This window comes from Salmonella sp. SAL04202 (assembly GCF_046550775.1).
Taxonomy (GTDB): domain Bacteria; phylum Pseudomonadota; class Gammaproteobacteria; order Enterobacterales; family Enterobacteriaceae; genus Salmonella; species Salmonella enterica.
In genome coordinates, this window is sequence record NZ_JBGDXK010000001.1 from 1,602,533 (window position 1) to 1,626,235 (window position 23,703).

The 23,703-nt window shown below is 51.5% G+C and carries 23 protein-coding genes and 1 riboswitch; of the genes, 10 read left to right on the top strand and 13 right to left on the bottom strand.

The features are described 5' to 3' along the window. Positions 1-74: 74 nt before the first annotated feature. On the top strand, positions 75-1,676 hold the full coding sequence (locus ACLJQJ_RS07980) for an EAL domain-containing protein (protein WP_063809175.1): 1,602 nt from the start codon (positions 75-77) through the stop codon (positions 1,674-1,676). A 21-nt stretch (positions 1,677-1,697) separates the two neighbouring features. On the opposite strand, the gene yoaE is transcribed toward ACLJQJ_RS07980, so the two are convergent. Next, positions 1,698-3,257 carry a CNNM family cation transport protein YoaE gene (yoaE, locus tag ACLJQJ_RS07985; RefSeq protein WP_000421820.1) on the bottom strand — a complete coding sequence of 520 codons (1,560 nt, stop codon included), beginning with the start codon at positions 3,255-3,257 and terminating at the stop codon, positions 1,698-1,700. Next, entirely contained in the window at positions 3,245-3,577 is a 333-nt protein-coding gene (locus ACLJQJ_RS07990; protein ID WP_011233029.1) for a protein YoaL, read from the bottom strand. The genes yoaE and ACLJQJ_RS07990 overlap by 13 nt, the downstream gene beginning before the upstream one ends. Before the next feature lie 152 nt (positions 3,578-3,729). Here ACLJQJ_RS07990 and manX point away from each other — a divergent pair, with 152 nt between their 5' ends. The 5 genes from manX to mntP all read left to right on the top strand — a co-directional run bounded on the left by manX (position 3,730) and on the right by mntP (position 7,908). Further along, complete coding sequence (gene manX, locus ACLJQJ_RS07995) at positions 3,730-4,698, top strand: PTS mannose transporter subunit IIAB (RefSeq protein WP_000150523.1); 969 nt, start codon at positions 3,730-3,732, stop codon at positions 4,696-4,698. A gap of 52 nt (positions 4,699-4,750) precedes the next feature. Beyond that, entirely contained in the window at positions 4,751-5,551 is an 801-nt protein-coding gene (gene manY / locus ACLJQJ_RS08000; RefSeq protein ID WP_000406918.1) for a PTS mannose transporter subunit IIC, read from the top strand. A 12-nt stretch (positions 5,552-5,563) separates the two neighbouring features. Next, positions 5,564-6,415, top strand: coding sequence for a PTS mannose transporter subunit IID (locus ACLJQJ_RS08005; RefSeq protein ID WP_001518647.1), 852 nt, complete (start codon positions 5,564-5,566; stop codon positions 6,413-6,415). A 58-nt stretch (positions 6,416-6,473) separates the two neighbouring features. Further along, complete coding sequence (locus tag ACLJQJ_RS08010) at positions 6,474-6,932, top strand: DUF986 family protein (RefSeq protein WP_000156280.1); 459 nt, start codon at positions 6,474-6,476, stop codon at positions 6,930-6,932. A 196-nt stretch (positions 6,933-7,128) separates the two neighbouring features. After that, positions 7,129-7,230: riboswitch (yybP-ykoY riboswitch) on the top strand. Positions 7,231-7,341: 111 nt separating this feature from the next. Beyond that, on the top strand, positions 7,342-7,908 hold the full coding sequence (gene mntP / locus ACLJQJ_RS08015; RefSeq protein WP_001518359.1) for a manganese efflux pump MntP: 567 nt from the start codon (positions 7,342-7,344) through the stop codon (positions 7,906-7,908). Here the strand turns inward: mntP and rlmA are convergent. The 6 genes from rlmA to mgrB form a co-directional block, all read right to left on the bottom strand. After that, a complete protein-coding gene (rlmA, locus tag ACLJQJ_RS08020; RefSeq protein WP_000010925.1) occupies positions 7,905-8,714 on the bottom strand; it encodes a 23S rRNA (guanine(745)-N(1))-methyltransferase in 810 nt (269 codons plus the stop codon). The two genes, mntP and rlmA, sit on opposite strands and share 4 nt — an antisense overlap. Before the next feature lie 65 nt (positions 8,715-8,779). After that, positions 8,780-10,525: a peptidoglycan glycosyltransferase FtsI gene (ftsI, locus tag ACLJQJ_RS08025; RefSeq protein WP_000730322.1), complete on the bottom strand. Its 1,746-nt coding sequence runs from the start codon at positions 10,523-10,525 to the stop codon at positions 8,780-8,782. A gap of 219 nt (positions 10,526-10,744) precedes the next feature. Further along, positions 10,745-10,954 carry a transcription antiterminator/RNA stability regulator CspE gene (gene cspE / locus ACLJQJ_RS08030; protein ID WP_001062678.1) on the bottom strand — a complete coding sequence of 70 codons (210 nt, stop codon included), beginning with the start codon at positions 10,952-10,954 and terminating at the stop codon, positions 10,745-10,747. 12 nt (positions 10,955-10,966) lie between these two features. Continuing rightward, positions 10,967-11,110, bottom strand: a complete 144-nt coding sequence (locus ACLJQJ_RS08035; protein WP_001537930.1) for a DUF2627 domain-containing protein — start codon at positions 11,108-11,110, stop codon at positions 10,967-10,969. Positions 11,111-11,758: 648 nt separating this feature from the next. After that, positions 11,759-12,046, bottom strand: a complete 288-nt coding sequence (locus tag ACLJQJ_RS08040; RefSeq protein ID WP_001000660.1) for a YebO family protein — start codon at positions 12,044-12,046, stop codon at positions 11,759-11,761. Positions 12,047-12,116: 70 nt separating this feature from the next. Beyond that, complete coding sequence (gene mgrB, locus ACLJQJ_RS08045) at positions 12,117-12,260, bottom strand: PhoP/PhoQ regulator MgrB (RefSeq protein ID WP_000714547.1); 144 nt, start codon at positions 12,258-12,260, stop codon at positions 12,117-12,119. Positions 12,261-12,417: 157 nt separating this feature from the next. On the opposite strand from mgrB, the gene yobH reads away from it, so the two are divergent. Then, positions 12,418-12,657 (top strand): invasion protein YobH, encoded by a 240-nt coding sequence (gene yobH, locus ACLJQJ_RS08050; RefSeq protein WP_001236780.1) that lies wholly within the window; start codon positions 12,418-12,420, stop codon positions 12,655-12,657. A 211-nt stretch (positions 12,658-12,868) separates the two neighbouring features. Here yobH and kdgR read toward each other — a convergent pair whose 3' ends face one another. Beyond that, complete coding sequence (gene kdgR / locus ACLJQJ_RS08055) at positions 12,869-13,660, bottom strand: DNA-binding transcriptional regulator KdgR (protein WP_001262195.1); 792 nt, start codon at positions 13,658-13,660, stop codon at positions 12,869-12,871. A gap of 175 nt (positions 13,661-13,835) precedes the next feature. Here kdgR and ACLJQJ_RS08060 point away from each other — a divergent pair, with 175 nt between their 5' ends. Next, the gene (locus tag ACLJQJ_RS08060; protein ID WP_000416139.1) at positions 13,836-15,209 is read left to right on the top strand and encodes an MFS transporter; all 1,374 of its coding nucleotides are present in this window, start codon (positions 13,836-13,838) and stop codon (positions 15,207-15,209) included. A 47-nt stretch (positions 15,210-15,256) separates the two neighbouring features. On the opposite strand, the gene htpX is transcribed toward ACLJQJ_RS08060, so the two are convergent. From htpX to ACLJQJ_RS08080, 4 genes are all read right to left on the bottom strand, one after another. Beyond that, the gene (gene htpX, locus ACLJQJ_RS08065) at positions 15,257-16,138 is read right to left on the bottom strand and encodes a protease HtpX (RefSeq protein WP_000984498.1); all 882 of its coding nucleotides are present in this window, start codon (positions 16,136-16,138) and stop codon (positions 15,257-15,259) included. A gap of 193 nt (positions 16,139-16,331) precedes the next feature. Beyond that, the gene (prc, locus tag ACLJQJ_RS08070; protein ID WP_001091237.1) at positions 16,332-18,380 is read right to left on the bottom strand and encodes a carboxy terminal-processing peptidase; all 2,049 of its coding nucleotides are present in this window, start codon (positions 18,378-18,380) and stop codon (positions 16,332-16,334) included. 19 nt (positions 18,381-18,399) lie between these two features. Beyond that, a complete protein-coding gene (gene proQ / locus ACLJQJ_RS08075; protein WP_000431401.1) occupies positions 18,400-19,086 on the bottom strand; it encodes an RNA chaperone ProQ in 687 nt (228 codons plus the stop codon). A gap of 97 nt (positions 19,087-19,183) precedes the next feature. Then, positions 19,184-19,681 carry a GAF domain-containing protein gene (locus ACLJQJ_RS08080; protein ID WP_001518229.1) on the bottom strand — a complete coding sequence of 166 codons (498 nt, stop codon included), beginning with the start codon at positions 19,679-19,681 and terminating at the stop codon, positions 19,184-19,186. Between the two features lie 128 nt (positions 19,682-19,809). Between ACLJQJ_RS08080 and yebS the strand changes: the two genes are divergently transcribed. Next, positions 19,810-21,093, top strand: coding sequence for a membrane integrity lipid transport subunit YebS (gene yebS, locus ACLJQJ_RS08085; protein WP_001207293.1), 1,284 nt, complete (start codon positions 19,810-19,812; stop codon positions 21,091-21,093). Then, a complete protein-coding gene (locus tag ACLJQJ_RS08090; RefSeq protein ID WP_001529852.1) occupies positions 21,062-23,695 on the top strand; it encodes a PqiB family protein in 2,634 nt (877 codons plus the stop codon). The genes yebS and ACLJQJ_RS08090 overlap by 32 nt, the downstream gene beginning before the upstream one ends. The last annotated feature ends 8 nt before the right edge of the window (positions 23,696-23,703 follow it).

The window sequence follows — 23,703 nt, forward strand, 5'->3', positions numbered from 1 at the left end:
CGACTCCACGTTTCCCCACTACACTTGCTGTGTCGCGGTTGGCTTTTGTCGCCAACGCTTATTGGGCGGCCCGCATGCAAACAGCACAACGGATCATCAATCATTATCGCCGTAATCGTTTCATTGTTTGCACGATTTGTGCACTGGTCACGCTCATTCTTACGCTGAGCATCCGATTTATTTCGGAGCGGAACTTAAATCACCATCGCACGGTTGCATTCGCGAATCATGCCGTTGATGCGCTGGATAATGTGCTGCATCCTCTCCTGGTCGGACGAAACATACTGCTACCCTTACTTGAGCTTCCGTGCGCGACCGCGCATTTGCCGTTGCGTAAGCAAGCCGCCCGCCTGCAAACCATTCGTTCTATCGGGCTGGTAAAAGAGGGAATTCTCTACTGCTCAAGCATTTTTGGCGCCCGTAATACTCCCATACGCCAGCTTCAGCCCGATCTTCCCGCAGCTGGCGATCTGCTGCTACTTTCCACGGATCACTCGTTACTCAAGGGAAGCCCGATCCTCATTCAGTGGTATCCCGCCTCTGCCGATGGCCAGGATGGCGTGATGGAAATTGTGAATATTGACTTGCTGGCGACTATGCTACTTGAGCCGCAGCAGCCGCAAATTACCAGCGCCAGCCTGACGGTCGGCAAACGGCACCTGTTATATGGTCGGGGCGTGGTCGATACTCTTCCGGAATTAAAAAAAGATGAAGAGCGTTACCAGCTTTCATCGCGGCATTTCCCTTTTACTATCAGCGTCAGCGGGCCGTCGGCAGGCGTACTGGCGTTCAAACATCTCCCGACGCAGTTACCGCTGGCCGTATTGCTTAGCCTGTTGATCGGTTATATCGCCTGGCTGGCAACGGCCAGCAGAATGAGCTTTTCCTGGGAGATTAATCTGGCCCTTGCCGAACGGGAGTTTGAGCTATTTTGTCAGCCGTTGCTTAATGCCCGCACGCAGCAGTGTACCGGCGTTGAGATCCTGTTACGCTGGAATAACCCGCGCCAGGGCTGGATCTCACCGGATGTTTTTATTCCTATCGCCGAGGAGCATAACCTGATAGCGCCCCTGACCCGCTATGTGATTGCGGAAACCATTCGGCAACGGCACTATTTCCCCATCAACCATCAGTTTCATATCGGCATCAATGTGGCGGCAAGCCATTTCCGACACGGCGTGCTTCTCAAGGATCTTAATCAGTACTGGTTTAGTGCGGAACCTGTTCAGCAACTGGTGCTGGAGCTCACGGAACGCGACGCGTTGCTTGACGTTGATTACCGCCTGATGCGCGAGCTGCATCGTAAAGGCGTGAAGTTAGCCATCGATGATTTTGGCACAGGAAACAGCTCGCTCTCCTGGCTGGAAAAACTGCGGCCGGATATTTTGAAAATCGATAAATCCTTCACCGCCGCCATCGGTACCGATGCGGTCAATTCAACGGTGACCGATATTATTATCGCGCTGGGGCAAAGACTGAATATTGAACTGGTGGCGGAAGGGGTCGAAAACCAGACGCAGGCACAGCATTTGCGCCAGCATGGCGTGCAAATGTTACAGGGCTATCTCTATGCGAAGCCGATGCCCATTAGCGAATTTCCACAGTGGCTGGCGGGCAGCGCGCCGCCGCCCGCCCAGCATAACGGACAGATTATGTCCGCGATGCCGCATCTATAGACTTGATTCCTGCGTGTGACGTTATTCCTCTTCGTCGTGGGCAGGCTGTTCTTTAACAATTCGAACCAGATCGACACGATAGTCGTTGGCCTCGACAATGGTGATCCGCAGGGGCGGAACATCAATGACATCGCCTACACGAGGAATATGGCCATTAGCGGCGATCACTAACCCCGCGACCGTCGCAATATCGCCCTCTTCGTTCACCAGATGGTCAACTTCCAGCGCCTGCTGTAGCGCATGGAGATCGGTGCCACCCTTCACTATCCAGCCCTCGGCATCGGCAACGATTTCCGGCGTTTCGTCGGCATCCGGGAACTCACCGGCAATCGCTTCCAGCACATCCAGCGGCGTAACCAGCCCCTGCACCACGCCGAACTCGTTAGTGACGATAACGAAACTGCCGCGCGCGCGACGCAAAACGCCTAACAGATTGATAGGATCAAGCGTTTCCGGCACCACTATCGCCGGAGAAGACGCGGCGATAGCCGCAACGTCCGCGCCCTCTTCCAGCGCCACCAGCAACTCTTTCGCCCGAACGATACCGATAATTTCATCCAGCTCGCCCCGACATACCGGGAACAGGCTATGCGGAGAAGAGAGTAACTGCTGACGGATTTCAGCTACGCTGAGATTCGCATCCACCCAACTAATTTCGCCTCGCGGCGTCATAATGCCGCGCAGGGAGCGCGACGCCAGAGTCAGTACGCCGTTAATCATGTAGCGTTCTTCTTCGGCAAAGGCGCCTTCCGACACCGATATCGCGGCCGGGCTATCCGTCTCATGTTGCGTACTCGTCTGGCGTTTACCGCCCATCAGACGCAGGATAGCGTCCGCAGTACGCGCGCGCAGCGGCAACGTGGACTGATGACGAATAAAGTTGCGGCGCGCAATCTGGTTAAACACCTCGATAACGATCGAGAAACCAATTGCCGCGTACAGGTAGCCTTTCGGAATATGGAAACCAAACCCTTCCGCCACCAGACTCAAGCCGATCATCAGCAGGAAACTCAGACAGAGCACCACCACCGTCGGATGCTGGTTGACAAAACGGGTCAGCGGTTTTGACGCCAGTAGCATCACCGCCATCGCAATCACCACCGCCGCCATCATAACCGGCAGATGGTTTACCATACCTACCGCCGTAATCACGGCGTCCAGCGAGAAGACCGCATCCAGGATGACAATCTGCGTGACTACCACCCAGAAGCTCGCATAGCCTTTACCGTGTCCGGTGTCATGCTCGCGGTTTTCCAGACGTTCATGCAGCTCGGTGGTCGCTTTAAACAGCAGGAATATACCGCCCAGCAGCATAATTAAATCGCGGCCGGAGAAGGTAAAATCCCAGACGGTAAAGAGCGGCTTTGTTAAGGTCACCAGCCACGAAATAATGGACAGCAGCGCCAGACGCATAATCAGCGCCAGCGAGAGCCCGATAAGACGCGCTTTGTCACGCTGCTTTGGCGGCAATTTATCGGCGAGGATCGCGATAAAGACCAGGTTATCGATACCCAGGACAATTTCCAGGACGACGAGCGTGAGTAAACCCACCCAAATTGAGGGATCCATTAATAATTCCATGACAAGCTCCTGCTTAAGGAATGACTAAACGGCGCCCACAACATCTCAAAGGATGCAGGCGGTAACGCAATAAACAAAGTAAGGCTATGGCAAGATATGCCAGATTGACAGGCGCAAAACGGCCAAAGAGTGAAATGACGTCGGTGACGATCCATACAACGGGCTGCTGCCCTATACCCCATTCTAATTAAACGGAAGCTAAACATAACAGAGACAACTGGTTTTTGGCAAAGATTTACCTTCCTTTGCAAAGAGATGTAACCGGGATATTTTACACTTCGAAATTTCTCATTATCGAAAACAAAATTACGGATCTCCATCACACAAAATATTTTTTTCGATATCTAAAATAATTCACGAAAATCATGCGTTTTTCGTTGTAACCCTCATCTGAATCGATTCGCTTGCGGACGGCGATTCAAAAAATACATCTGTCAAGTTGATGTGTTGACAATAATAAAGGAGGTAGCAAGTGACCATTGCTATTGTTATAGGCACACATGGTTGGGCTGCAGAGCAGTTACTTAAAACAGCCGAAATGCTGTTAGGCGAGCAGGAAAACGTCGGCTGGATCGATTTCGTTCCAGGCGAAAATGCCGAAACGCTGATCGAAAAGTACAACGCTCAGTTGGCTAAACTCGATACCAGTAAAGGCGTGCTATTTCTCGTTGATACATGGGGAGGCAGCCCGTTTAATGCTGCCAGCCGCATTGTCGTCGATAAAGAGCGCTATGAAGTTATTGCCGGCGTCAACATCCCGATGCTGGTCGAAACGTTTATGGCTCGTGACGACGATCCAAGCTTTGACGAGCTGGTCGCACTGGCGGTAGAAACCGGTCGTGAAGGCGTAAAAGCGCTGAAAGCGAAACCGGTAGAAAAAGCCGCGCCAGCGCCAGTCGCCGCCGCGCCAAAAGCGGCCACGCCGGCAAAACCGATGGGCCCGAATGATTATATGGTTATCGGGCTTGCCCGTATTGATGACCGTCTCATTCACGGTCAGGTCGCTACCCGCTGGACCAAAGAGACCAATGTCAGCCGTATTATTGTTGTGAGCGATGAAGTGGCGGCTGATACCGTACGTAAAACGCTGCTGACGCAAGTTGCGCCGCCGGGCGTTACGGCGCATGTGGTTGACGTCGCGAAAATGATTCGCGTCTACAATAACCCGAAATACGCTGGCGAACGCGTGATGCTTCTGTTTACCAATCCTACCGACGTCGAGCGCATCGTTGAGGGCGGCGTGAAAGTCACTTCCGTGAACATTGGCGGTATGGCCTATCGTCAAGGTAAAACGCAGGTGAACAACGCCGTTTCCGTCGATGAAAAGGATATCGAAGCCTTTAAAAAGCTCAACGAGCGCGGCATCGAGCTTGAGGTGCGTAAAGTTTCCACCGATCCGAAACTGAAAATGATGGATTTAATTGCCAAAGTGGCGAAATAACCGCCGGCATTTAATTAGCTTTCACACTTAAGATAGCAATAGGAGAAGTACAATGGAGATTACCACTCTTCAGATTGTGCTGGTGTTCATCGTCGCATGTATCGCAGGTATGGAGTCGGTACTTGATGAATTTCAGTTCCACCGTCCGCTGATCGCCTGTACCTTAATCGGCGCCGTTTTGGGGGACATGAAAACCGGTATTATCATCGGCGGTACTCTGGAAATGATCGCTCTGGGCTGGATGAACATCGGTGCTGCCGTTGCGCCTGATGCCGCACTGGCGTCCATCATCTCTACCGTTCTGGTCATCGCCGGGCATCAAAGCATTGGCGCCGGTATCGCGCTGGCGATTCCGCTGGCGGCGGCAGGCCAGGTACTGACCATTATCGTTCGTACCATCACCGTGGCATTCCAGCACGCGGCGGACAAGGCGGCTGAAAACGGCAACCTGACGGCGCTCTCCTGGCTGCACGTTTCTTCTCTGTTCCTGCAGGCAATGCGTATCGCTATCCCGGCGGTTATCGTTGCCATCTCCGTAGGCACCAGCGAAGTACAGGGAATGCTGAATGCGATTCCTGAAGTCGTCACAGGCGGTCTGAACATCGCCGGCGGCATGATCGTCGTGGTTGGTTATGCGATGGTTATTAACATGATGCGCGCAGGCTACCTGATGCCGTTCTTCTACCTCGGTTTCGTCACCGCGGCTTTCACAAACTTCAACCTGGTCGCACTGGGTGTCATCGGCGCAGTGATGGCTATTCTTTACATCCAGCTGAGCCCGAAATACAACCGTGTAGCGGGCGCGCCTGCAGCGGCTGCTGGCAATAACGATCTCGACAACGAACTGGACTAACAGGTGAGCGAAATGGTTGATATGACTAAAACTACCACCGAGAAAAAACTCACTCCGAGCGATATTCGCGGCGTATTTCTTCGTTCTAACCTGTTCCAGGGGTCATGGAACTTCGAACGTATGCAAGCGCTGGGCTTCTGCTTCTCTATGGTGCCGGCGATTCGTCGCCTGTATCCGGAGAATAATGACGCGCGTAAACAGGCGATTAAACGTCACCTGGAGTTCTTTAACACCCATCCTTACGTTGCGGCGCCGGTACTGGGCGTGACCCTGGCAATGGAAGAAAAGCGTGCGAACGGCGCAGAGATTGACGATGGTGCTATCAACGGTATCAAAGTCGGTCTGATGGGACCGCTGGCAGGCGTCGGCGACCCTATCTTCTGGGGTACCGTCCGTCCGGTATTCGCGGCGCTGGGCGCAGGTATTGCAATGAGCGGCAGCCTGCTTGGTCCGCTGCTGTTTTTCATCCTGTTTAACCTGGTGCGTCTGGCGACCCGCTATTATGGCGTAGCTTATGGCTACCGCAAAGGCGTCGATATCGTTAAAGATATGGGCGGCGGCTTCCTGCAAAAACTGACTGAGGGGGCGTCAATCCTCGGCCTGTTTGTCATGGGGGCATTGGTTAACAAGTGGACGCATGTGAATATCCCGCTGGTGGTCTCCACCATCACCGGTCAGGATGGTCAGACACGCGTTACCACCGTGCAAACCATTCTCGACCAGCTGATGCCGGGTCTGGTTCCGCTACTGTTGACCTTTGCCTGTATGTGGCTGCTGCGTAAGAAAGTTAACCCGCTGTGGATTATCGTGGGCTTCTTCGTCATCGGTATCGCCGGCTACTCCGTAGGACTGCTGGGTCAGTAAGGCTGTTGTACACTACCGGGGCCAAACGGCCCCGTTTTTTTATTTCTCTGGAGGATAAATGACTATCACGGACCTGGTGCTGATTCTCTTTATTGCCGCATTATTGGCTTACGCTCTCTACGATCAGTTCATCATGCCCCGTCGCAATGGCCCCACTCTGCTTTCTATAGCCCTGCTCCGCCGCGGTCGCGTAGACAGCGTTATCTTCGTTGGGCTGGTCGCCATCCTTATTTATAACAACGTAACCAGCCACGGAGCGCAGATGACCACATGGTTATTAAGCGCGCTGGCGTTAATGGGGTTTTATATATTCTGGATCCGCACGCCACGGATCATCTTTAAACAACGTGGCTTTTTCTTCGCCAATGTCTGGATAGAATATAACCGTATTAAAGAGATGAATTTATCGGAAGACGGCGTACTGGTGATGCAATTAGAACAACGACGCTTGCTTATCCGTGTACGCAATATCGACGATCTGGAAAAAATATATAAACTTCTTATTGAAAATCAATAGCTTAAGATATAGCCTCAACTATGTTTTTCGAATTTTATTTCGAATCATAATATAGCTAAGGCTATATTTTCTATTGACCAATTGTTATTTAATTTAACTTTTTATTGATGAATAAATCTAAATGAAAATCGTTTTCAATTAGAAGGCAAATAATATTTTATCGCTGTTGTTTTATATTCTAAAAATATGTTAATGTTGCGCCGTCAATTGGGGAGTAGCCGATTTCCAGACTCCGGAAATGTACGCGTCAACATACTCGTTGCAAAACGTGGCGCGTACGGACCAGCCGCCGCTGGTCAGGCGAGACCATAGGCGCATCAACTGCTGTGTATTTCGTCACAGAATGGCGACATGCATGTTTGCTGGGGGCAGTGATGTGTTTAATGGATACCCCGGTCAGGACGCTGTCATGCACTTTACTGCTACTGTTCTTCTCGCTTTCGGCATGTCGATGGATGCTTTCGCGGCATCAATTGGCAAAGGCGCCACCCTACATAAACCCAAATTCTCAGAAGCGTTGCGTACCGGCCTTATCTTTGGCGCGGTTGAAACGCTGACCCCGTTAATCGGCTGGGGGCTGGGGATATTGGCGAGTAAATTCGTTCTGGAATGGAACCACTGGATAGCCTTTGTTCTGCTGATCTTTCTGGGCGGACGCATGATCATCGAAGGTATCCGCGGCGGTAGTGATGAAGACGAAACACCGTTACGCCGCCACAGCTTTTGGCTATTAGTCACGACGGCTATCGCGACCAGCCTCGATGCGATGGCGGTTGGCGTCGGTCTGGCGTTTTTGCAGGTAAACATCATCGCTACCGCATTAGCTATCGGTTGCGCCACGCTTATCATGTCCACCCTCGGAATGATGATCGGTCGCTTTATCGGCCCAATGCTGGGTAAGCGTGCTGAAATTCTCGGCGGGGTCGTACTGATAGGAATTGGCGTCCAGATCCTCTGGACGCATTTTCACGGTTAACGGTTACGCTGCCAGAGATGAAGGTTGAAATCCGTCTGGCAGCTAAGTCCGGTGCTGGCAGCCAGTTGTTCCCACACTTCTGGCCTGGCGCGCCAGGCAAATGGCGTCATTTGCAACAGTGCTACAGCCGCTTCGGCGGTGAGCTGCATGTGATAAGCAAGGCGGGTACTCTGCTGCAATGTGAACCCGTCTAGCTGCTCGGTATACGGCGCATGTAAACGCACCTCATCATAAATAAGCCCTTTTAGTTCCATCAGATGATGCGGCCCCGGCGTGGCGGTAACGACCCAACCACCAGGTTTCACCACGCGCGCTAATTCCTGCGCCTTACACGGGGCGTAGATTCTGATCACCGCATCCATTGACGCATCGGCAAAGGGCAGTCGATGGCTTGACGCCACACAAAACTTCACCTGCGAATAGCGCTTCGCTGCCGCTTTGATCGCCGTTTTAGCAACGTCCAGTCCAAACGTGGTGACTCCCGGCAACGCCTCGGCAAAAGCATGAGTGTAATACCCCTCGCCGCAGCCGATATCCAGAATCGCCGTGGCCGACTGATCCAGCCGCTCGCGCAACAGGTTAATCACCGCATCGCGCAGCGGCTGATAATGGCCCGCATCAAGAAACGCTCTCCTCGCCTGCATCATTTCGGCGCTGTCGCCCGGATCGCGCGAACGTTTATGCTGTACCGGCAGCAGATTGATGTAGCCCTCTTTCGCCACATCAAACTGATGGCGCTGTGGGCATATAACGCTGTTATTAATCTGCGTAAGCGGCTGATGGCAAAGCGGACAGGTAAACGACATGACAACTCCGGACTGGGGCGCTAAAGGGCGCAAGTGTAACGCGAATTGCGCCCCGGGAAAATCCTTTACGAGCCCGGAACCGCAACGTGGCTGCCATGCATCACCAGAAGGTGATCTGAATCGGCTGGCATACCGTCTGGCTCAACATTTTCCAGCCGCAGCACATCGCCCATGATCTGGCTGAATACGGGCGCAGATACCGCGCCGCCATAATAAGCCCCGTTTTGCGGATTATTAATCACCACCACCAGCGCAAATCTGGGGTTACTTGCCGGCGCGACGCCTGCGGTATATGCCACATACTTATCGACGTATTTACCATCATCGCCAATTTTTTTCGCCGTCCCGGTTTTGACTGCAATACGGTAGTCTCTTACTGCGGCTTTTGTTCCGCCGCCGCCAGGCAACGCGACGCTCTCCATCATATGTTCCACCTCGTGCACCAGTTCTTCCGGCATTACCCGCGTGCCGATCACGGGCGGATCAACTTTGGTGATCGATAACGGACGGTAGATACCAAAGCTGCCAATCGTGGCATAAACATGCGCCAGTTGCAGCGGCGTCACCATTAATCCATAGCCAAAAGCGAAGGTAGCGCGATCTAAATCACTCCAGTAACGGCGTTTCGGTAATAACCCGCTGCTCTCTCCGGTGAGACCCAGTCCGGTAGGCACGCCGAAACCAAAGCTTTTATAAGTATCCATTAATTTCTGCACCGGCATCGCCAGAGAAAGGTGAGAAACGCCGGTATCGCTGGATTTTTGCAAAATGCCGGTTAATGTCAGTTCCGGATAGTAACCGACGTCGCGGATACGGTGTCCATCGAGAGTAAAAGGATGGGTATCGATAACGCTGTCCGGCTGCACGATGCCCTGCTGTAACGCAGTCATAATGACCAATGGCTTCACAGTAGAACCGGGTTCGAAAGTGTCGCTAATCGCGCGGTTACGAAAATCGTCCAACTGCGCGCCTTCACGGTTGTTCGGGTTGAAATCCGGATAGCTCGCCATCGAGAGAATTTCACCCGTTGGGATGTTAATCAATACGGCAGCGCCGGATTCCGCTTTGTTCCAGATGACGGCGTTATCCAGCGCATCTTCGGTAACCGTTTGCAGACGTTCATCAATGCTAAGCTGAAGTTCATGAGCAGGAACCGGATTTACTTCCGTAATGTTCTCAATAACGTGACCAAATTTATCTTTACGCACCAATCGGGAGCCCGGTTTTCCCGTCAGTTGCGCGTTAAAGCTCTTTTCAATACCTTCTATTCCCTGCCCGTCGATATTGGTAAAGCCGATCAAATTGGCCGCTACGTGTCCGGCAGGGTAAAAACGGCGCGACTCTTCCCGCAGGTTAATACCCGGTAGATTTAATTTATCTATCCATTCGGCTTGCTGGGGTGAAACCTGGCGCGCGAGGTAGATAAAACGGCCTGCCGGGTTACTGTTTACCCGTTCCGCAAGCGTACTGAGCGACAGATGTAGGGCGCTGGCCAGCGCCTGCCAGCGCTCATTGTAGCCAACGCCGCCTTTGCTTATGATAGTCTTCGGATCGGCCCAGACAGCATTAACCGGAACGCTCACCGCTAAGGGCCGTCCTTCTCTGTCGGTGATCATGCCGCGTGGAGAGGCCGTGGTCACTTCACGAAGCGAGCGCATATCTTCTTGTTTCACCAGTTTCGACGGCGTAACAATTTGCAGCCATGCCACCCGCCCTAACAACAATGCCATACTGAGCAGAATGGCAGTGCAAAGTAGTGCAAAACGTATGGGCGTAAAATTACGGGTATCGCCGTCGCTTTTCTTTTTCACCTGATCTCCAGCCGAATCATTTTTCAGGTGATTGATTTAACGGGAAACGGCCGGAAAAACCAGAAAAAACAATGCTAATAACATCGCGCCTTTGCAACAAATCGCTAACGAGAGCGCATCCAGACACATTTTGAAGGATATTGAATTAAAAAGCCCCGCTTTTAGCGAGGCTTTATATCTGAGGCTGACGCGACAAACGCATCAAATCAGTGGTGTCGATCAGATAGCTGTTACGTTAACAGCAGCCGGACCTTTCTGGCCGTCCTGAATTTCGAACTCAACGTTCTGGCCTTCAGCCAGAGTTTTGAAACCATTGCCCTGGATAGCGGAGAAGTGTACGAACACATCTTTGCTGCCGTCAGCCGGAGTAATGAAGCCAAAACCTTTGGATTCGTTGAACCACTTAACTTGACCTTTAATCTTTGCCATTTGCAAAATTCCTTAGAGTGTTTTCTTTGCCCGTAGGCATAACATAGATAAAACTGAGACATTACTGCTTGAGGCACTAATATAAGGTTCGGCAGAGAAGCGGTATTCAACGTCAACGTGTTTACTCAGGACTTCTTTACTGAAAATGCCACACATAAACAGAACTGTACCTCGTTTAACCCAAAACCTGTTATCACATACAACGTTAATTATGGCAAGCCATTTTTAAACGTGTCTCGATCCGTCGCACAAATTACGAGAACCTTCACAAATTGACAGCACGTTTATGCAACAAAATTGCGAAAGATATATCCTCACGCGCTGACGGACTCCTGACAACGTCACTGCTGAAAAGCCATTTTTCTACCATAGCTCAATAACTTCGCTTCTTCCAGTGCATCAAATCACATTTAAAAGCTGTATTTTTCATATCACTTTTTATGCTGAGTTATGCATAAATTGTCACAATGATAAAAAACACCTTTTAATCAAAATAATAGAAAAGAAAAGCGATTTTCGACACCGCTTTTTGTGATGTTCTGCGTCTTTACAGAATGCCTTAAAATAATGAACAAACAATGACAATCCATAAAGAGAGAGAAACGTTTCGCTTTTAATAGAGAATGAGCGGTATCACAAAATTGACATATGTCCATTTGTTATACATATAAAACTATGTTGCATATAAAGCCATATATTATGTAAGGTGTTGATGCTGTAGTATCAGTTGCAAACGGCAACGCGGAGAGATCCGACGGGGAAATGGGGCGTATGGCACTGGCGCCATTTGCGCCCCGGTAAGCATTATCGTTCTGCAACCAGACGAATGATGTCCTCATCCTCTTTTGGTTCGCTTGCCGCTGTTGCGGGTTCCGCTTCTTTTTCTGGTTCGTTTGCTTCGCAAAGGCGACGTAACAACGCGTTTTGCCGCTTCTGTTGATCCAATAACGCTTCGAGCAGTTCTATCTGCTCGTTGGCACGGGAACTTGCCCGGTTGACAAAGAACCAGAGCGCCAGCCCCACCACCAGAACCACCATTGATACTATTAAAGATGCAAGAGAAAACGCACCAGAGTTTAAAACGTCGTTCATTTCACCACCTCAATGTAGAGACGTCATTCTACCACTGCTACACGGGAAGGAAATCTCTGGTGTAAAACGTTTACCAGGGAATAAATTTATTGATGGCGCAAATACCGCTGAAAAATTGTACATCCTGATCGCACATGATATTAAACACCTGCGCCCACAGCAACAGGCATACTACCACCACGATGCCGAGAACGACCCATCGAAATTTTTTCACTCCACTCTCCGATCTTACATCTTATGTCGCTAAATTATCATGAGTTACTTAAACCAGGAGTAACTGTAGCGGCATTATATGTTTTTAGGAATGATTCACTTGTTTCAATCAATGTACACGCTACTCTTATTCTAACTAAAAAAGAAAAGAGGTAGTAATGCGTTTGATCATTCGCGCAATTGTATTGTTTGCCCTGGTGTGGATAGGCCTGCTGATGAGCGGCTATGGCGTCCTGGTGGGAAGTAAAGTGAACGCTGCGGGGCTGGGTTTACAGTGCCATTACCTGACCGCACGCGGCACCAGCACGGCGCAATATCTCCATACCAACAGCGGCATAATTGGCTTTTCCGACTGTCCCATTTTCAGAAAAATCGCCACCGTGGTGGATAATGGCTAAGCGGCAATAAATAATTTCACAGTGAAACTATCACCAATAATTCCCCTATATTGGCTGTTGTTCATAAGTACTGTTAAATAATATTTTAATAACCGTTAAATAAGCCGACAGACATTATCTTCTTTTACGATTTCATCCCACCCGATGTTATAAAAAAAGCAGCTACATTTTTCGCAGCTGCTTTTTTTTAACGTCATGCTAATAACGTTGCTTAGAAGGGATAATCGTTGTAACCCATTTGTTCAGAAATTTTACGCGCGGCGGCGTGTAACATAGCCACATATTCCTGTAGGCGTTCTTCTGAAAAACGCAGCGTCGGGAACGAAATGCTTAACCCTGCGATGACTACGCCAAAACGGTCAAATACCGGTACGCCGATACAACGTAACCCTTCTTCCTGTTCTTCGTTATCTTCACCGTAGCCTTGCGCACGCACTTCATCCAACAGCGGCAGCAACGCTTCAGTGCTGGTAATCGTACGTCCAGTGCTTTGCTTATACTCTACGCCGTCGAGAATCTGCTTAACCTCATCACGGTCGCGCCAGGCCAGAAGCACTTTACCGATGGCCGTACTGTACAGCGGATTACGACGCCCAATACGTGAGTACATCCGCAGATTGTACATAGAGTCAATTTTATGGATATAGACAATGCTGTCTTCATCCAGCGCGCCAAGATGGATAGTTTCTTTTGTCAGACGAGACAGTTCGCGCATCTGAATGTCCGCACTGCGGATGAGATCAACATTTTGCAACGCTCGTGCGCCCAGCTCAAACAGCTTTAGCGTCAGAGAGTATTTTTCAGACTCCCCCTCCTGAGCCACGTAGCCCAGCGTTTTCATGGTTTGCAAAAAGCGATAAACGGTGCTTTTCGACATCATGACGCGCTGCGATAGCTCGGTAATCCCTATTTCACGCTCTTCACCCAGCGCCTGCAGAATGCCGAAAACTTTCAGCACAGAAGATACAGAATCAGGCTGCTTATCCAGATCTGCGTTTGCCATTTATCACCTCATTACGAGCGTTTTATAAAATTCAGAACGAGTTTTTATTATAATTTCACGCCAGGTCGCCCGCAATCCATCTTTGCTTACTTCGTTACAAATCTGCGACATAACAACTCAGTATTAATGCTAACATTATTATTCAGCTCATAATTCCCCTTATTACAAAATACTTATGGAAAAAACACGGGCCGATGGCCTGCCCCTCCCGCAGAGATACGGCGCTATCCTGACGATTATTATCGGTATTTCGATGGCGGTTCTGGATGGCGCAATCGCTAATGTCGCACTGCCAACAATTGCGACTGATTTACATGCCTCCCCTGCCAGCTCTATCTGGATTGTCAATGCGTACCAAATTGCCATTGTCGTCTCACTGCTTTCCCTGTCTTTTTTAGGCGACATGTTTGGTTATCGCCGGATCTACAAATGTGGTTTAGTGGTATTTCTGCTTTCATCATTGTTTTGCGCGCTTTCAGACTCGCTGCAGATGCTGACGCTGGCGCGCATCGCGCAGGGATTTGGCGGCGCGGCGCTAATGAGCGTAAACACGGCGCTGATTCGTCTTATCTACCCCCAGCGTCATCTGGGACGAGGTATGGGAATTAACTCTTTTATCGTCGCAGTCTCTTCCGCCGCGGGTCCGACGATCGCCGCGGCGATTTTGTCCATCTCATCATGGAAATGGCTGTTTCTGATTAATGTCCCGTTAGGTATCATCGCGTTAATTCTGGCCATACGCTTTTTACCAGCAAACATCGCCCATGACACTAAGCCGCGCTTTGACTTACCGAGCGCGGTAATGAATGCGCTCACATTTGGCCTGCTGATTACCGCATTGAGCGGATTTGCCCAGGGACAGTCGCTAACGTTGATTGGCGCAGAGCTGCTCGTTCTGGTCGTGGTCGGGTTTTTCTTCGTGCGCCGCCAGCTTTCTTTGCCCGTCCCTTTGTTACCCATCGACTTGTTACGCATTCCGCTTTTTTCACTCTCGATCGGCACGTCAATTTGCTCGTTCTGCGCGCAAATGTTAGCCATGGTCTCGCTACCTTTTTATCTGCAAACCGTGCTGGGCCGTAGCGAAGTAGAAACCGGCCTGTTATTGACGCCCTGGCCGCTGGCAACGATGGTGATGGCGCCGCTGGCGGGATACCTGATAGAACGTCTTCATGCCGGTTTGCTGGGGGCGCTGGGAATGGTGATAATGGCAGCTGGGTTGTTTGCGCTGGTCATGTTGCCAGCCTCCCCCTCCGATCTGAATATTATCTGGCCGATGATCCTTTGTGGCGCAGGGTTTGGCCTGTTCCAGTCGCCGAATAATCACACCATTATCACTTCCGCGCCGCGTGAGCGCAGCGGTGGCGCCAGCGGGATGCTGGGCACGGCGCGACTGTTAGGCCAAAGTACTGGCGCCGCGCTGGTAGCGCTGATGTTGAACCAGTTTGGCGATAGCGGTACGCATCTTTCTCTGCTCGCAGCGGCGATCCTGGCGACTCTCGCGGCGGTAGTGAGCGGTTTACGTATTACGCAACCACGCGTTCAGGCGTAAAAAAAGCGCGTCATTCGACGCGCTTTTCATACTTGCCAGTGGGCTTATTATTTCAGGTACTCACCGCTACGTAGCGCTTCAATGCGTTTATCCAGCGGTGGGTGCGTCATAAACAGCTCGCTTAACGATTTCGATTTACCGTTAATACAAAACGCCATCATGCTGGTCGCTTCTTGCGGCTCGTAGCTGGTTTTCAGGCGCTGCAACGCGGCAATCATTTTTTCACGGCCTACCAGCTTCGCCGATCCCGCATCGGCATGAAACTCACGGTAACGGGAGAACCACATGGTGATGATGCTCGCCAGAATACCGAAGACCAGTTCCAGCACCGTCGCAACGGCGAAATAGATTAGCGGATTACCGTTACTTCCTTCGCCTTCATCGCGGTTGCCGCCCAGAAAACCAGCAGCAATTTGCGCGATAATGCGCGAAATAAAGATAACGAAGGTGTTAACCACCCCCTGAATCAACGTCATCGTCACCATATCGCCATTGGCAATATGGCTGATTTCATGCGCAATGACGGCTTCCGCTTCGTCAGGGCTCATGTTTTGCAACAAACCGGTGCTCACAGCGACCAATGAGGCGTCACGGCGTGCGCCCGTCGCAAACGCGTTAATGTCCGGCGCATGGTAGATAGCAACCTGCGGCATGGCGATACCGGCCTGGCGCGCTTGCGTTGCTACGGTGTTCATCAACCAGCGTTCTCTTTCATTGCGAGGCTGTTCAATAACTTCCCCTCCTACGGATTTTAACGCCATCCATTTGGACATCAGCAATGAAATAAAAGAACCGCCAAAACCAAACAGCAGCGCCATGATCAGCAAGCCTTGCACGCTGCTCGACTGTATCCCTGTCAGGCTCAGAACCAGCCCGAAAACGACCATCACGGCCAGGTTCGTCAGCAGGAAGAGCGCGATTCGCATCATAATTTTCTTTTAACCTCAATTTAACAAAGCGCACTATGCGATTACCCACATCGTATGGGTCTTATGGCTATTTTCAAGCATCACCAGGCGGTAAGTCACGAGAAAAACACAACTTTACATTTTGTAGCATTATCCTGACGACTTCTGCGCTTGTTAAAAAAAAACAGGCACAATTTTTTGTGCCTGTTTAGCGTTACTTATTGGCTGCCGCCTGCTCCGCTGGTTTTTCTTTTTCAAGATGCGCCAGGTCCAGAGCAATCTTCACCGTTTCATCAAGGTACGGGTCCGGCTCCTGGTAATCCTTTGGCAGATCGTCCAGTTTCTTCAGCAACGGTTTACCCTCACGTTTAAACCGATCGTTAATACGCGCCAGACGCAGAGCGTCTTCTTCATTGTTCTCTTTCTCACGCTGCGCATAATTCAGAGAGACGATGTTGCGCTTATCCTTCATGGCATTGAAACGTGCGATATCCTTCATGATGTACTGGAACTCAGGATCTTTGGCGATACGCGCGTTGTGTTCTTTCAATAATTCCGGGCCAAACGGGGCCAAATCGTCCGATTTCACGTATTTCGCCGCATCAATGCTATCCCACGGCAAGGCGTTATCTTCAAATTTTTCTCCGGTTTCCGTCTCTTCATTGCCAGTCGGCATGATGATATCCGGCGTGACCCCTTTACGCTGCGTACTACCGCCGTTGACACGGTAAAACTTCTGAATGGTGTACTGCACCGAACCCAGCGCAGGCCATTCCGGGCGAAGCATCTGATCGTAAATTCGGTTTAGCGAACGATATTGCTGTACCGTCCCTTTACCGAAGGTCGGCTCACCGACAATCAGCGCGCGACCATAATCCTGCATCGCGGCAGCAAAGATTTCCGATGCCGAGGCACTGAAACGATCGACCAGCACCACCAGCGGGCCTTTGTAGTAGACCACGCCGTCGGTGTCGCTATCCTCACGCACTTTGCCGTTATTGTCGCGCACCTGAACTATCGGACCAGAAGGGATAAACAGACCGGAAAGCGAAACGGCTTCCGTCAGCGCCCCACCGCCGTTTGAACGCAGATCGATAACGATGCTGTTAACGTTCTGTTTTTCCAGCTTCTGAAGCTGAACTTTGACATCATCGGTCAAGCCAACATAGAAGCCTGGAATATCCAGTACACCAACTTTTTCCTTGCCGACGGTTTTCACCGACATTTTAACCGCGCGATCTTCAAGACGAATTCGTTCACGCGTCAGCGTGATAATACGCGTTTTCGTCCCTTTGCCAGCCGGCAGTATTTCCAGTCGAACCTTGCTGCCTTTCGGCCCTTTGATCAGCGCCACCACATCGTCAAGACGCCAGCCAATGACGTCGACCATCGGTTTTCCGGCCTGCCCTACGCCGACGATACGATCGCCGACGCTAATCGACTTGCTTTTCGCTGCCGGGCCGCCGGCAACCAATGAGTTAATGACAGTATAATCGTCATCCATTTGCAGCACCGCGCCGATACCTTCCAGAGACAGGCTCATTTCGGTATTAAACTGCTCGGTATTGCGGGGAGAAAGATAATTCGTATGCGGGTCGATTTCACGCGCAAAAGCGGTCATCGCCAGCGAGAACACATCTTCACTGTTGGTCTGCGCCAGGCGACGAATAGCGAATTTGTAGCGACGCGTTAGCGTTTCGCGAATTTCTTTGTCGCTCTTGCCGGTGAGTTTCAGACTGAGCTCATCGAATTTCACTTTACCATCCCACAGCGCATTTAGCTCAGCCTCATCTTTAGGCCAGGGCGCTTTACTGCGGTCCAGGTTAAACGTATCGTTTCCGGTGAAATCCATTGGCCGTTCCAGCACTTTTAGCGCGTACTGGTAACGTTCAAACCGGCGCTTTTGCGCCAGGTTATAAAGATCGTAAAAAACATCCAGCTTACCCGTGCGCAGCTCATCGCCCAACACGGTTTTCTTTTTCGCAAACTGCTCGACATCGCTCGCCAACAAAACGTTGTGGCTATAGTCGAGAAGATTCAGATAGCGATCAAAAATCTTTGCCGAAAATGCCTCATCCAGATCGAACTGGCGATAGTGGGAGCGGGTAAAACGCGACGTTACTCGCTCGCTCACCGTCGCATGTTGCGTCTCTTCCTTTAGTACGGGAATTTGATCGGCACGCGTAATATCTTCCACGGCGAAGGACTGGCCTGCTAATGCAAGCAGGCCAGCTAACGCGGTAAGCCTAAAAAAAGTGTTCATGCCAGGCCTGGCCTCCGTTTCAGAACACCAGGTGTTCTGCGCGTACAATCAAAGACATACCCGAATTCAGCTGTACACGGACACCATCTTTGGTGATTTCTAATACGGTGGCATCCATCGCATTATTACCCGCTTTCACCTTGAGGGACTGCCCTACGGTCAATACTGAAATATCAGAAACCGGCGTGTGCTTCTCTTCGCGAGGCGCACGCGGCGCTTTCGTCGTCGGTTTATCAGCGCGAGGTTTACGTTCAGCGCCTTCTTTACGACGCGCTACCGGGCGAGGTTTACGCTCGCGTCGCGGCGCGTCTTCTTTTTCGCCAGCCGCCGCGGCAGCTTCGCGTTTTTTCGCTTGCTGCTCTGCGCGCTGCGCCTGAACACGGGCTTTGGCTTCTTCAAGCTGCTTACGCGCATGTTCGACATGCTGTTCTTCCAGCTCGCCGCACGGATTGCCATCAAGGTCGACGCGCGTTGCGCCCGGCTTAACGCCGTACAGGTAACGCCAGCTTGAAGTATAAAGACGTAAAGCGGAACGAAGTTGCGTTTTGCTGAGGTTCATTTCGCCCCCAACTCGCTCTACCAGATCCTGAAAAATACCAATTTTCAGCGGGCGAGCTTCGCCTTCCGCACTAAAACAGTGAGGAAAACGCTCGGCCAGAAACGCGATAACTTCTTTACTGCTATTCAACTTAGGTTGATTTTCCATGAAATTTCCTGATTACAACGGACGTAGCCAACAAGCAGCAGGCATGAACAGGCGTCATTATAATGACGCCATCAGTAATTGCTACGTTATCCGTTGATTATCCTGCGACGCTCGCAAAGAATTTTTTGTAATCCGTCGTTGCAAGCACGGTTTCAAGCTGTGCGACCAGCGTACGCAGGCCGTGTTCATCTTCTTCGGTAAAACGGCCAAACGCCGTGCTATCTATATCCAGCACGCCGATAATCCGTTCGCCAACCGTGACAGGCAGCACAATTTCGGCGTTGCTGGCGGCATCACAGGCAATATGGCCGTCAAACGCATGAACATCATCAATACGTTGAACCTTATTCTGCGCTACCGCTGCGCCGCACACGCCGCGACCAACCGGAATCCGCACACAGGCGATTCGCCCCTGAAACGGCCCCAACACCAGCGTATCGCCTTCGAGGAGATAAAATCCTGCCCAGTTCACCTCGGTAAGGCGTTCGAACAGTAGCGCGCTGGTATTCGCCAGCGTGGCCAGAAAGCTGGTCTCACCTGCCATTAACGACTGAAAATCGCGGTTTAATGCCGCGTATAGTTCTGTTTTGCTCATTATATAATCACTTCGTGGTCTTACTCCTAAACACAGGCTATTAAAATAAGCATTAAATGCGTTCTTGCTCAAGATTATTCCTGTCATGAGTTAAGATTACATTATTCTAACACTTTGATTCACGATACATGGCTCTGAACACCTCACACGTCACGCCAACAAAAAAGCTAACGATCAGGTCAATTAGCGAAGCGCTGCCGCGCAGCCACTACCAGCGCTGCCCTGAATGCGACATGCTGTTCAGCTTGCCGGAGATGAGCGCTCATCAAAGCGCTTATTGTCCTCGTTGCCAGGCCAAAATTCGCGATGGGCGCGACTGGTCGCTGACGCGGCTGACCGCGATGGCGGTAACCATGCTGCTATTGATGCCGTTTGCCTGGAGCGAACCGTTACTCCATATCTACCTGTTGGGCGTACGCATTGATGCCAATGTGATGCACGGCATCTGGCAAATGACGCAACAGGGCGATCCGTTAACCGCCGCAATGGTGCTCTTTTGCGTGGTGGGCGCGCCGCTTATTCTGGTTTTTTCAATTGCTTATCTGTGGTTTGGCAGCCTTCTCGGCATGAATCTGCGTCCAGTCCTGCTGATGCTGGAAAAACTGAAAGAGTGGGTGATGCTGGACATCTATCTGGTTGGTATTGGCGTTGCCTCTATCAAAGTGCAGGACTATGCCTTTCTGCAGCCGGGCATCGGGCTTTTAGCGTTCGTTTCGTTGGTGGTTCTTAGCATTCTGACTATGATTCATCTGAATGTGGAGCAACTATGGGAACGATTTTATCCGCAGCGCCCTGCTCAACGTGCGGACGAAAGATTGCGCGTCTGTCTTGGCTGCCACTTTAGCGGCTATCCGGATGCGAAAGGACGCTGCCCGCGTTGTCATATTCCGCTACGGTTACGCAGAAAACAGAGCATACAGAAGTGTTGGGCGGCCTTGCTGGCGTCTATTGTCTTTTTGCTGCCGGCAAACCTGCTGCCTATCTCGGTAATCTACATTAATGGCGGGCGTCAGGAAGATACTATCCTGTCGGGCATTATGTCGCTTGCCAGCAGCAATATCGCCGTCGCCGCCGTCGTTTTTATCGCCAGTATTTTGGTGCCGTTTACCAAAGTCATCGTGATGTTTACGCTACTGTTGAGTATCCATTTTAAATGCGAACAGGGACTGCGGACGCGAATTCTGTTGCTGCGTCTGGTGACATGGATAGGCCGCTGGTCGATGCTGGATCTTTTCGTTATCTCGTTAACCATGTCTCTGATTAATCGCGATCAGATTCTGGCTTTTACTATGGGACCGGCTGCGTTTTATTTCGGCGCAGCGGTAATTTTGACTATTCTTGCAGTGGAATGGCTGGATAGCCGCTTACTTTGGGATGCACATGAGTCAGGAAACGCCCGCTTCGAAGACTGAAGCGCAAATTAAAACCAAACGCCGTATTTCACCTTTCTGGCTGCTACCGCTTATCGCGCTAATGATCGCAGGGTGGCTAGTATGGGATAGCTACCAGGATCGCGGCAATAGCGTGACTATCGATTTTATGTCGGCGGATGGTATCGTACCGGGCCGTACTCCCGTGCGTTATCAGGGAGTAGAAGTCGGCACCGTGGAAGATGTCAGTCTGAGCAAAGATCTGCGCAAAATTGAAGTTCGCGTCAGTATCAAATCAGATATGGAAGATGCGTTGCGCGAAGAGACGCAATTCTGGCTGGTGACGCCCAAAGCCTCGCTGGCGGGCGTTTCCGGCCTGGATGCGTTGGTCGGCGGGAATTACATCGGTATGATGCCAGGTAAAGGCAAGCCCAGAGATCATTTCGTCGCCCTGGATACACAGCCTAAATACCGGCTTAGCAACGGCGATCTGATGATTCATCTCAATGCGCCGGATCTCGGCTCGCTTAATAGCGGTTCACTGGTCTATTTCCGTAAAATCCCTGTCGGACGGGTGTATGACTATTCGATTAACCCTAACAAACAGGGCGTGACGATTGACGTTCTGATTGAGCGACGGTTTACCGATCTGGTGAAAAAAGGCAGCCGTTTCTGGAATGTCTCCGGCATTGACGCCGATCTAAGCCTGAGCGGCGCGAAGGTGAAACTGGAGAGCCTCGCGGCCCTGGTCAATGGTGCGATTGCGTTTGATTCGCCGGACAATTCCAAACCCGCCGCCCAGGATGACACGTTCGGCTTATATAAAGATTTAGCCCACAGCCAACGAGGGGTAATCGTTAAACTTGAGCTGCCCAGCGGAGACGGTCTGAAGGCGGAATCTACGCCGCTCATGTACCAGGGACTGGAGGTGGGTGAGCTTTCTAAACTGACGCTCAACCCTGGCGGTAAAGTCACCGGAGAGATGACCGTCGATCCCAGCGTTGTTCCGCTGATGCGGGAAAATACGCGCATTGAGTTACGCAATCCCAAACTGTCGCTGAGCGACGCGAATATCAGTTCGTTGTTAACCGGAAAAACCTTCGAGCTGGTGCCGGGCGACGGCGAACCGCGCAGTGAATTTGTGGTGGTGCCGGGTGAAAAGGCCCTGCTGCATGAGGCGAATGCCTTAACCCTGACGCTGACGGCCCCGGAAAGTTACGGCATCGAACCGGGCCAGCCGTTAATTTTACATGGTGTAAAAATTGGCCAGGTCATTGAGCGCAACTTATCCAGTAAAGGCGTGTCATTCACCGTCGCGATTGAACCGCAGCACCGGGATTTGGTACAGGGCGACAGTAAATTCGTGGTCAACAGCCGGGTGGATGTCAAAGTCGGCCTTGACGGCGTAGAGTTTCTCGGCGCCAGCGCCAGCGAGTGGATTGACGGCGGAATTCGTATTTTACCCGGTACGAGCGGGAAGATGAAATCCACCTACCCGCTCTATGCTAACCTGGAAAAAGCGCTGGAAAATAGCCTCAGTGACTTACCGACTACCACCTTAACGCTGACGGCCGAAACGTTGCCGGATGTCCAGGCAGGTTCCGTCGTGCTGTATCGAAAATTTGAAGTAGGCGAAGTCATCACCGTTCGCCCACGCGCCAATACCTTTGACATCGACCTGCATATTAAGCCGGAGTATCGCCACCTGTTAACCAGCAATAGCGTGTTCTGGGCGGAAGGCGGCGCGAAAGTGCAACTTAACGGCAGCGGCCTAACGGTACAGGCCTCGCCACTCTCCCGCGCGCTGAAAGGGGCCATTAGTTTTGATAACCTGAGCGGCGCCAGCGCCAGCCGGCGCAAAGGCGATAAACGCATTCTTTATGCTTCAGAAACCTCCGCCCGCGCGGTAGGCGGACAAATTACGCTGCACGCGTTCGACGCCGGAAAATTGGCGGAAGGGATGCCCATTCGTTACCTCGGTATTGATATCGGCCAGATCCAGACGCTGGAATTGATCACCGCACGTAATGAAGTGCAGGCAAAAGCCGTCCTTTATCCGGAGTACGTACAGACATTTGCCCGCGCCGGGACACGTTTTTCCGTTATTACGCCACAAATTTCCGCGGCGGGCGTCGAGCATCTGGATACGATTCTCCAGCCCTATATTAACGTTGAGCCAGGGCGCGGCGCGGCACGGCGCGACTTTGAACTGCAGGAAGCCACGATTACCGACTCACGCTATCTGGATGGATTAAGCATCGTCGTGGAGGCGCCAGAAGCAGGCTCGCTTAATATTGGCACCCCCGTCCTGTTTCGCGGTATCGAAGTGGGAACCGTCACCGGAATGTCCCTGGGGTCGCTCTCCGATCGCGTGATGATCACCTTGCGTATCAGTAAGCGTTACCAATATCTGGTGCGTAATAACTCCGTATTCTGGCTTGCCTCCGGCTATAGTCTCGACTTTGGTCTGACAGGCGGCGTGGTGAAAACGGGGACATTTAATCAGTTCATCCGTGGCGGTATCGCCTTCGCTACTCCACCAGGTACGCCGCTGGCGCCAAAAGCGCAAGCCGGTAAGCATTTCCTGTTACAAGAGAGCGAACCGAAAGAGTGGCGTGAATGGGGCACCGCTCTGCCACGTTAAACACCCGG

What these genes read in the sequence shown, in the direction of transcription:
- htpX (WP_000984498.1), bottom strand. Translation starts at nt 16,138, where the DNA reads ATGATGCGAATCGCGCTCTTCCTGCTGACGAACCTGGCCGTGATGGTC.
- proQ (WP_000431401.1), bottom strand. Translation starts at nt 19,086, where the DNA reads ATGGAAAATCAACCTAAGTTGAATAGCAGTAAAGAAGTTATCGCGTTT.
- ACLJQJ_RS08005 (WP_001518647.1), top strand. Translation starts at nt 5,564, where the DNA reads ATGGTTGATATGACTAAAACTACCACCGAGAAAAAACTCACTCCGAGC.
- ACLJQJ_RS08010 (WP_000156280.1), top strand. Translation starts at nt 6,474, where the DNA reads ATGACTATCACGGACCTGGTGCTGATTCTCTTTATTGCCGCATTATTG.
- yebS (WP_001207293.1), top strand. Translation starts at nt 19,810, where the DNA reads ATGGCTCTGAACACCTCACACGTCACGCCAACAAAAAAGCTAACGATC.
- ACLJQJ_RS07980 (WP_063809175.1), top strand. Translation starts at nt 75, where the DNA reads ATGCAAACAGCACAACGGATCATCAATCATTATCGCCGTAATCGTTTC.
- ACLJQJ_RS08090 (WP_001529852.1), top strand. Translation starts at nt 21,062, where the DNA reads ATGAGTCAGGAAACGCCCGCTTCGAAGACTGAAGCGCAAATTAAAACC.
- cspE (WP_001062678.1), bottom strand. Translation starts at nt 10,954, where the DNA reads ATGGCAAAGATTAAAGGTCAAGTTAAGTGGTTCAACGAATCCAAAGGT.
- rlmA (WP_000010925.1), bottom strand. Translation starts at nt 8,714, where the DNA reads ATGTCGTTTACCTGTCCGCTTTGCCATCAGCCGCTTACGCAGATTAAT.
- yoaE (WP_000421820.1), bottom strand. Translation starts at nt 3,257, where the DNA reads ATGGAATTATTAATGGATCCCTCAATTTGGGTGGGTTTACTCACGCTC.
- manY (WP_000406918.1), top strand. Translation starts at nt 4,751, where the DNA reads ATGGAGATTACCACTCTTCAGATTGTGCTGGTGTTCATCGTCGCATGT.
- ACLJQJ_RS07990 (WP_011233029.1), bottom strand. Translation starts at nt 3,577, where the DNA reads ATGGAGATCCGTAATTTTGTTTTCGATAATGAGAAATTTCGAAGTGTA.
- ACLJQJ_RS08040 (WP_001000660.1), bottom strand. Translation starts at nt 12,046, where the DNA reads ATGAACGACGTTTTAAACTCTGGTGCGTTTTCTCTTGCATCTTTAATA.
- kdgR (WP_001262195.1), bottom strand. Translation starts at nt 13,660, where the DNA reads ATGGCAAACGCAGATCTGGATAAGCAGCCTGATTCTGTATCTTCTGTG.
- prc (WP_001091237.1), bottom strand. Translation starts at nt 18,380, where the DNA reads ATGAACACTTTTTTTAGGCTTACCGCGTTAGCTGGCCTGCTTGCATTA.
- ACLJQJ_RS08080 (WP_001518229.1), bottom strand. Translation starts at nt 19,681, where the DNA reads ATGAGCAAAACAGAACTATACGCGGCATTAAACCGCGATTTTCAGTCG.
- yobH (WP_001236780.1), top strand. Translation starts at nt 12,418, where the DNA reads ATGCGTTTGATCATTCGCGCAATTGTATTGTTTGCCCTGGTGTGGATA.
- ACLJQJ_RS08060 (WP_000416139.1), top strand. Translation starts at nt 13,836, where the DNA reads ATGGAAAAAACACGGGCCGATGGCCTGCCCCTCCCGCAGAGATACGGC.
- mntP (WP_001518359.1), top strand. Translation starts at nt 7,342, where the DNA reads ATGCACTTTACTGCTACTGTTCTTCTCGCTTTCGGCATGTCGATGGAT.
- ACLJQJ_RS08035 (WP_001537930.1), bottom strand. Translation starts at nt 11,110, where the DNA reads ATGTGTGGCATTTTCAGTAAAGAAGTCCTGAGTAAACACGTTGACGTT.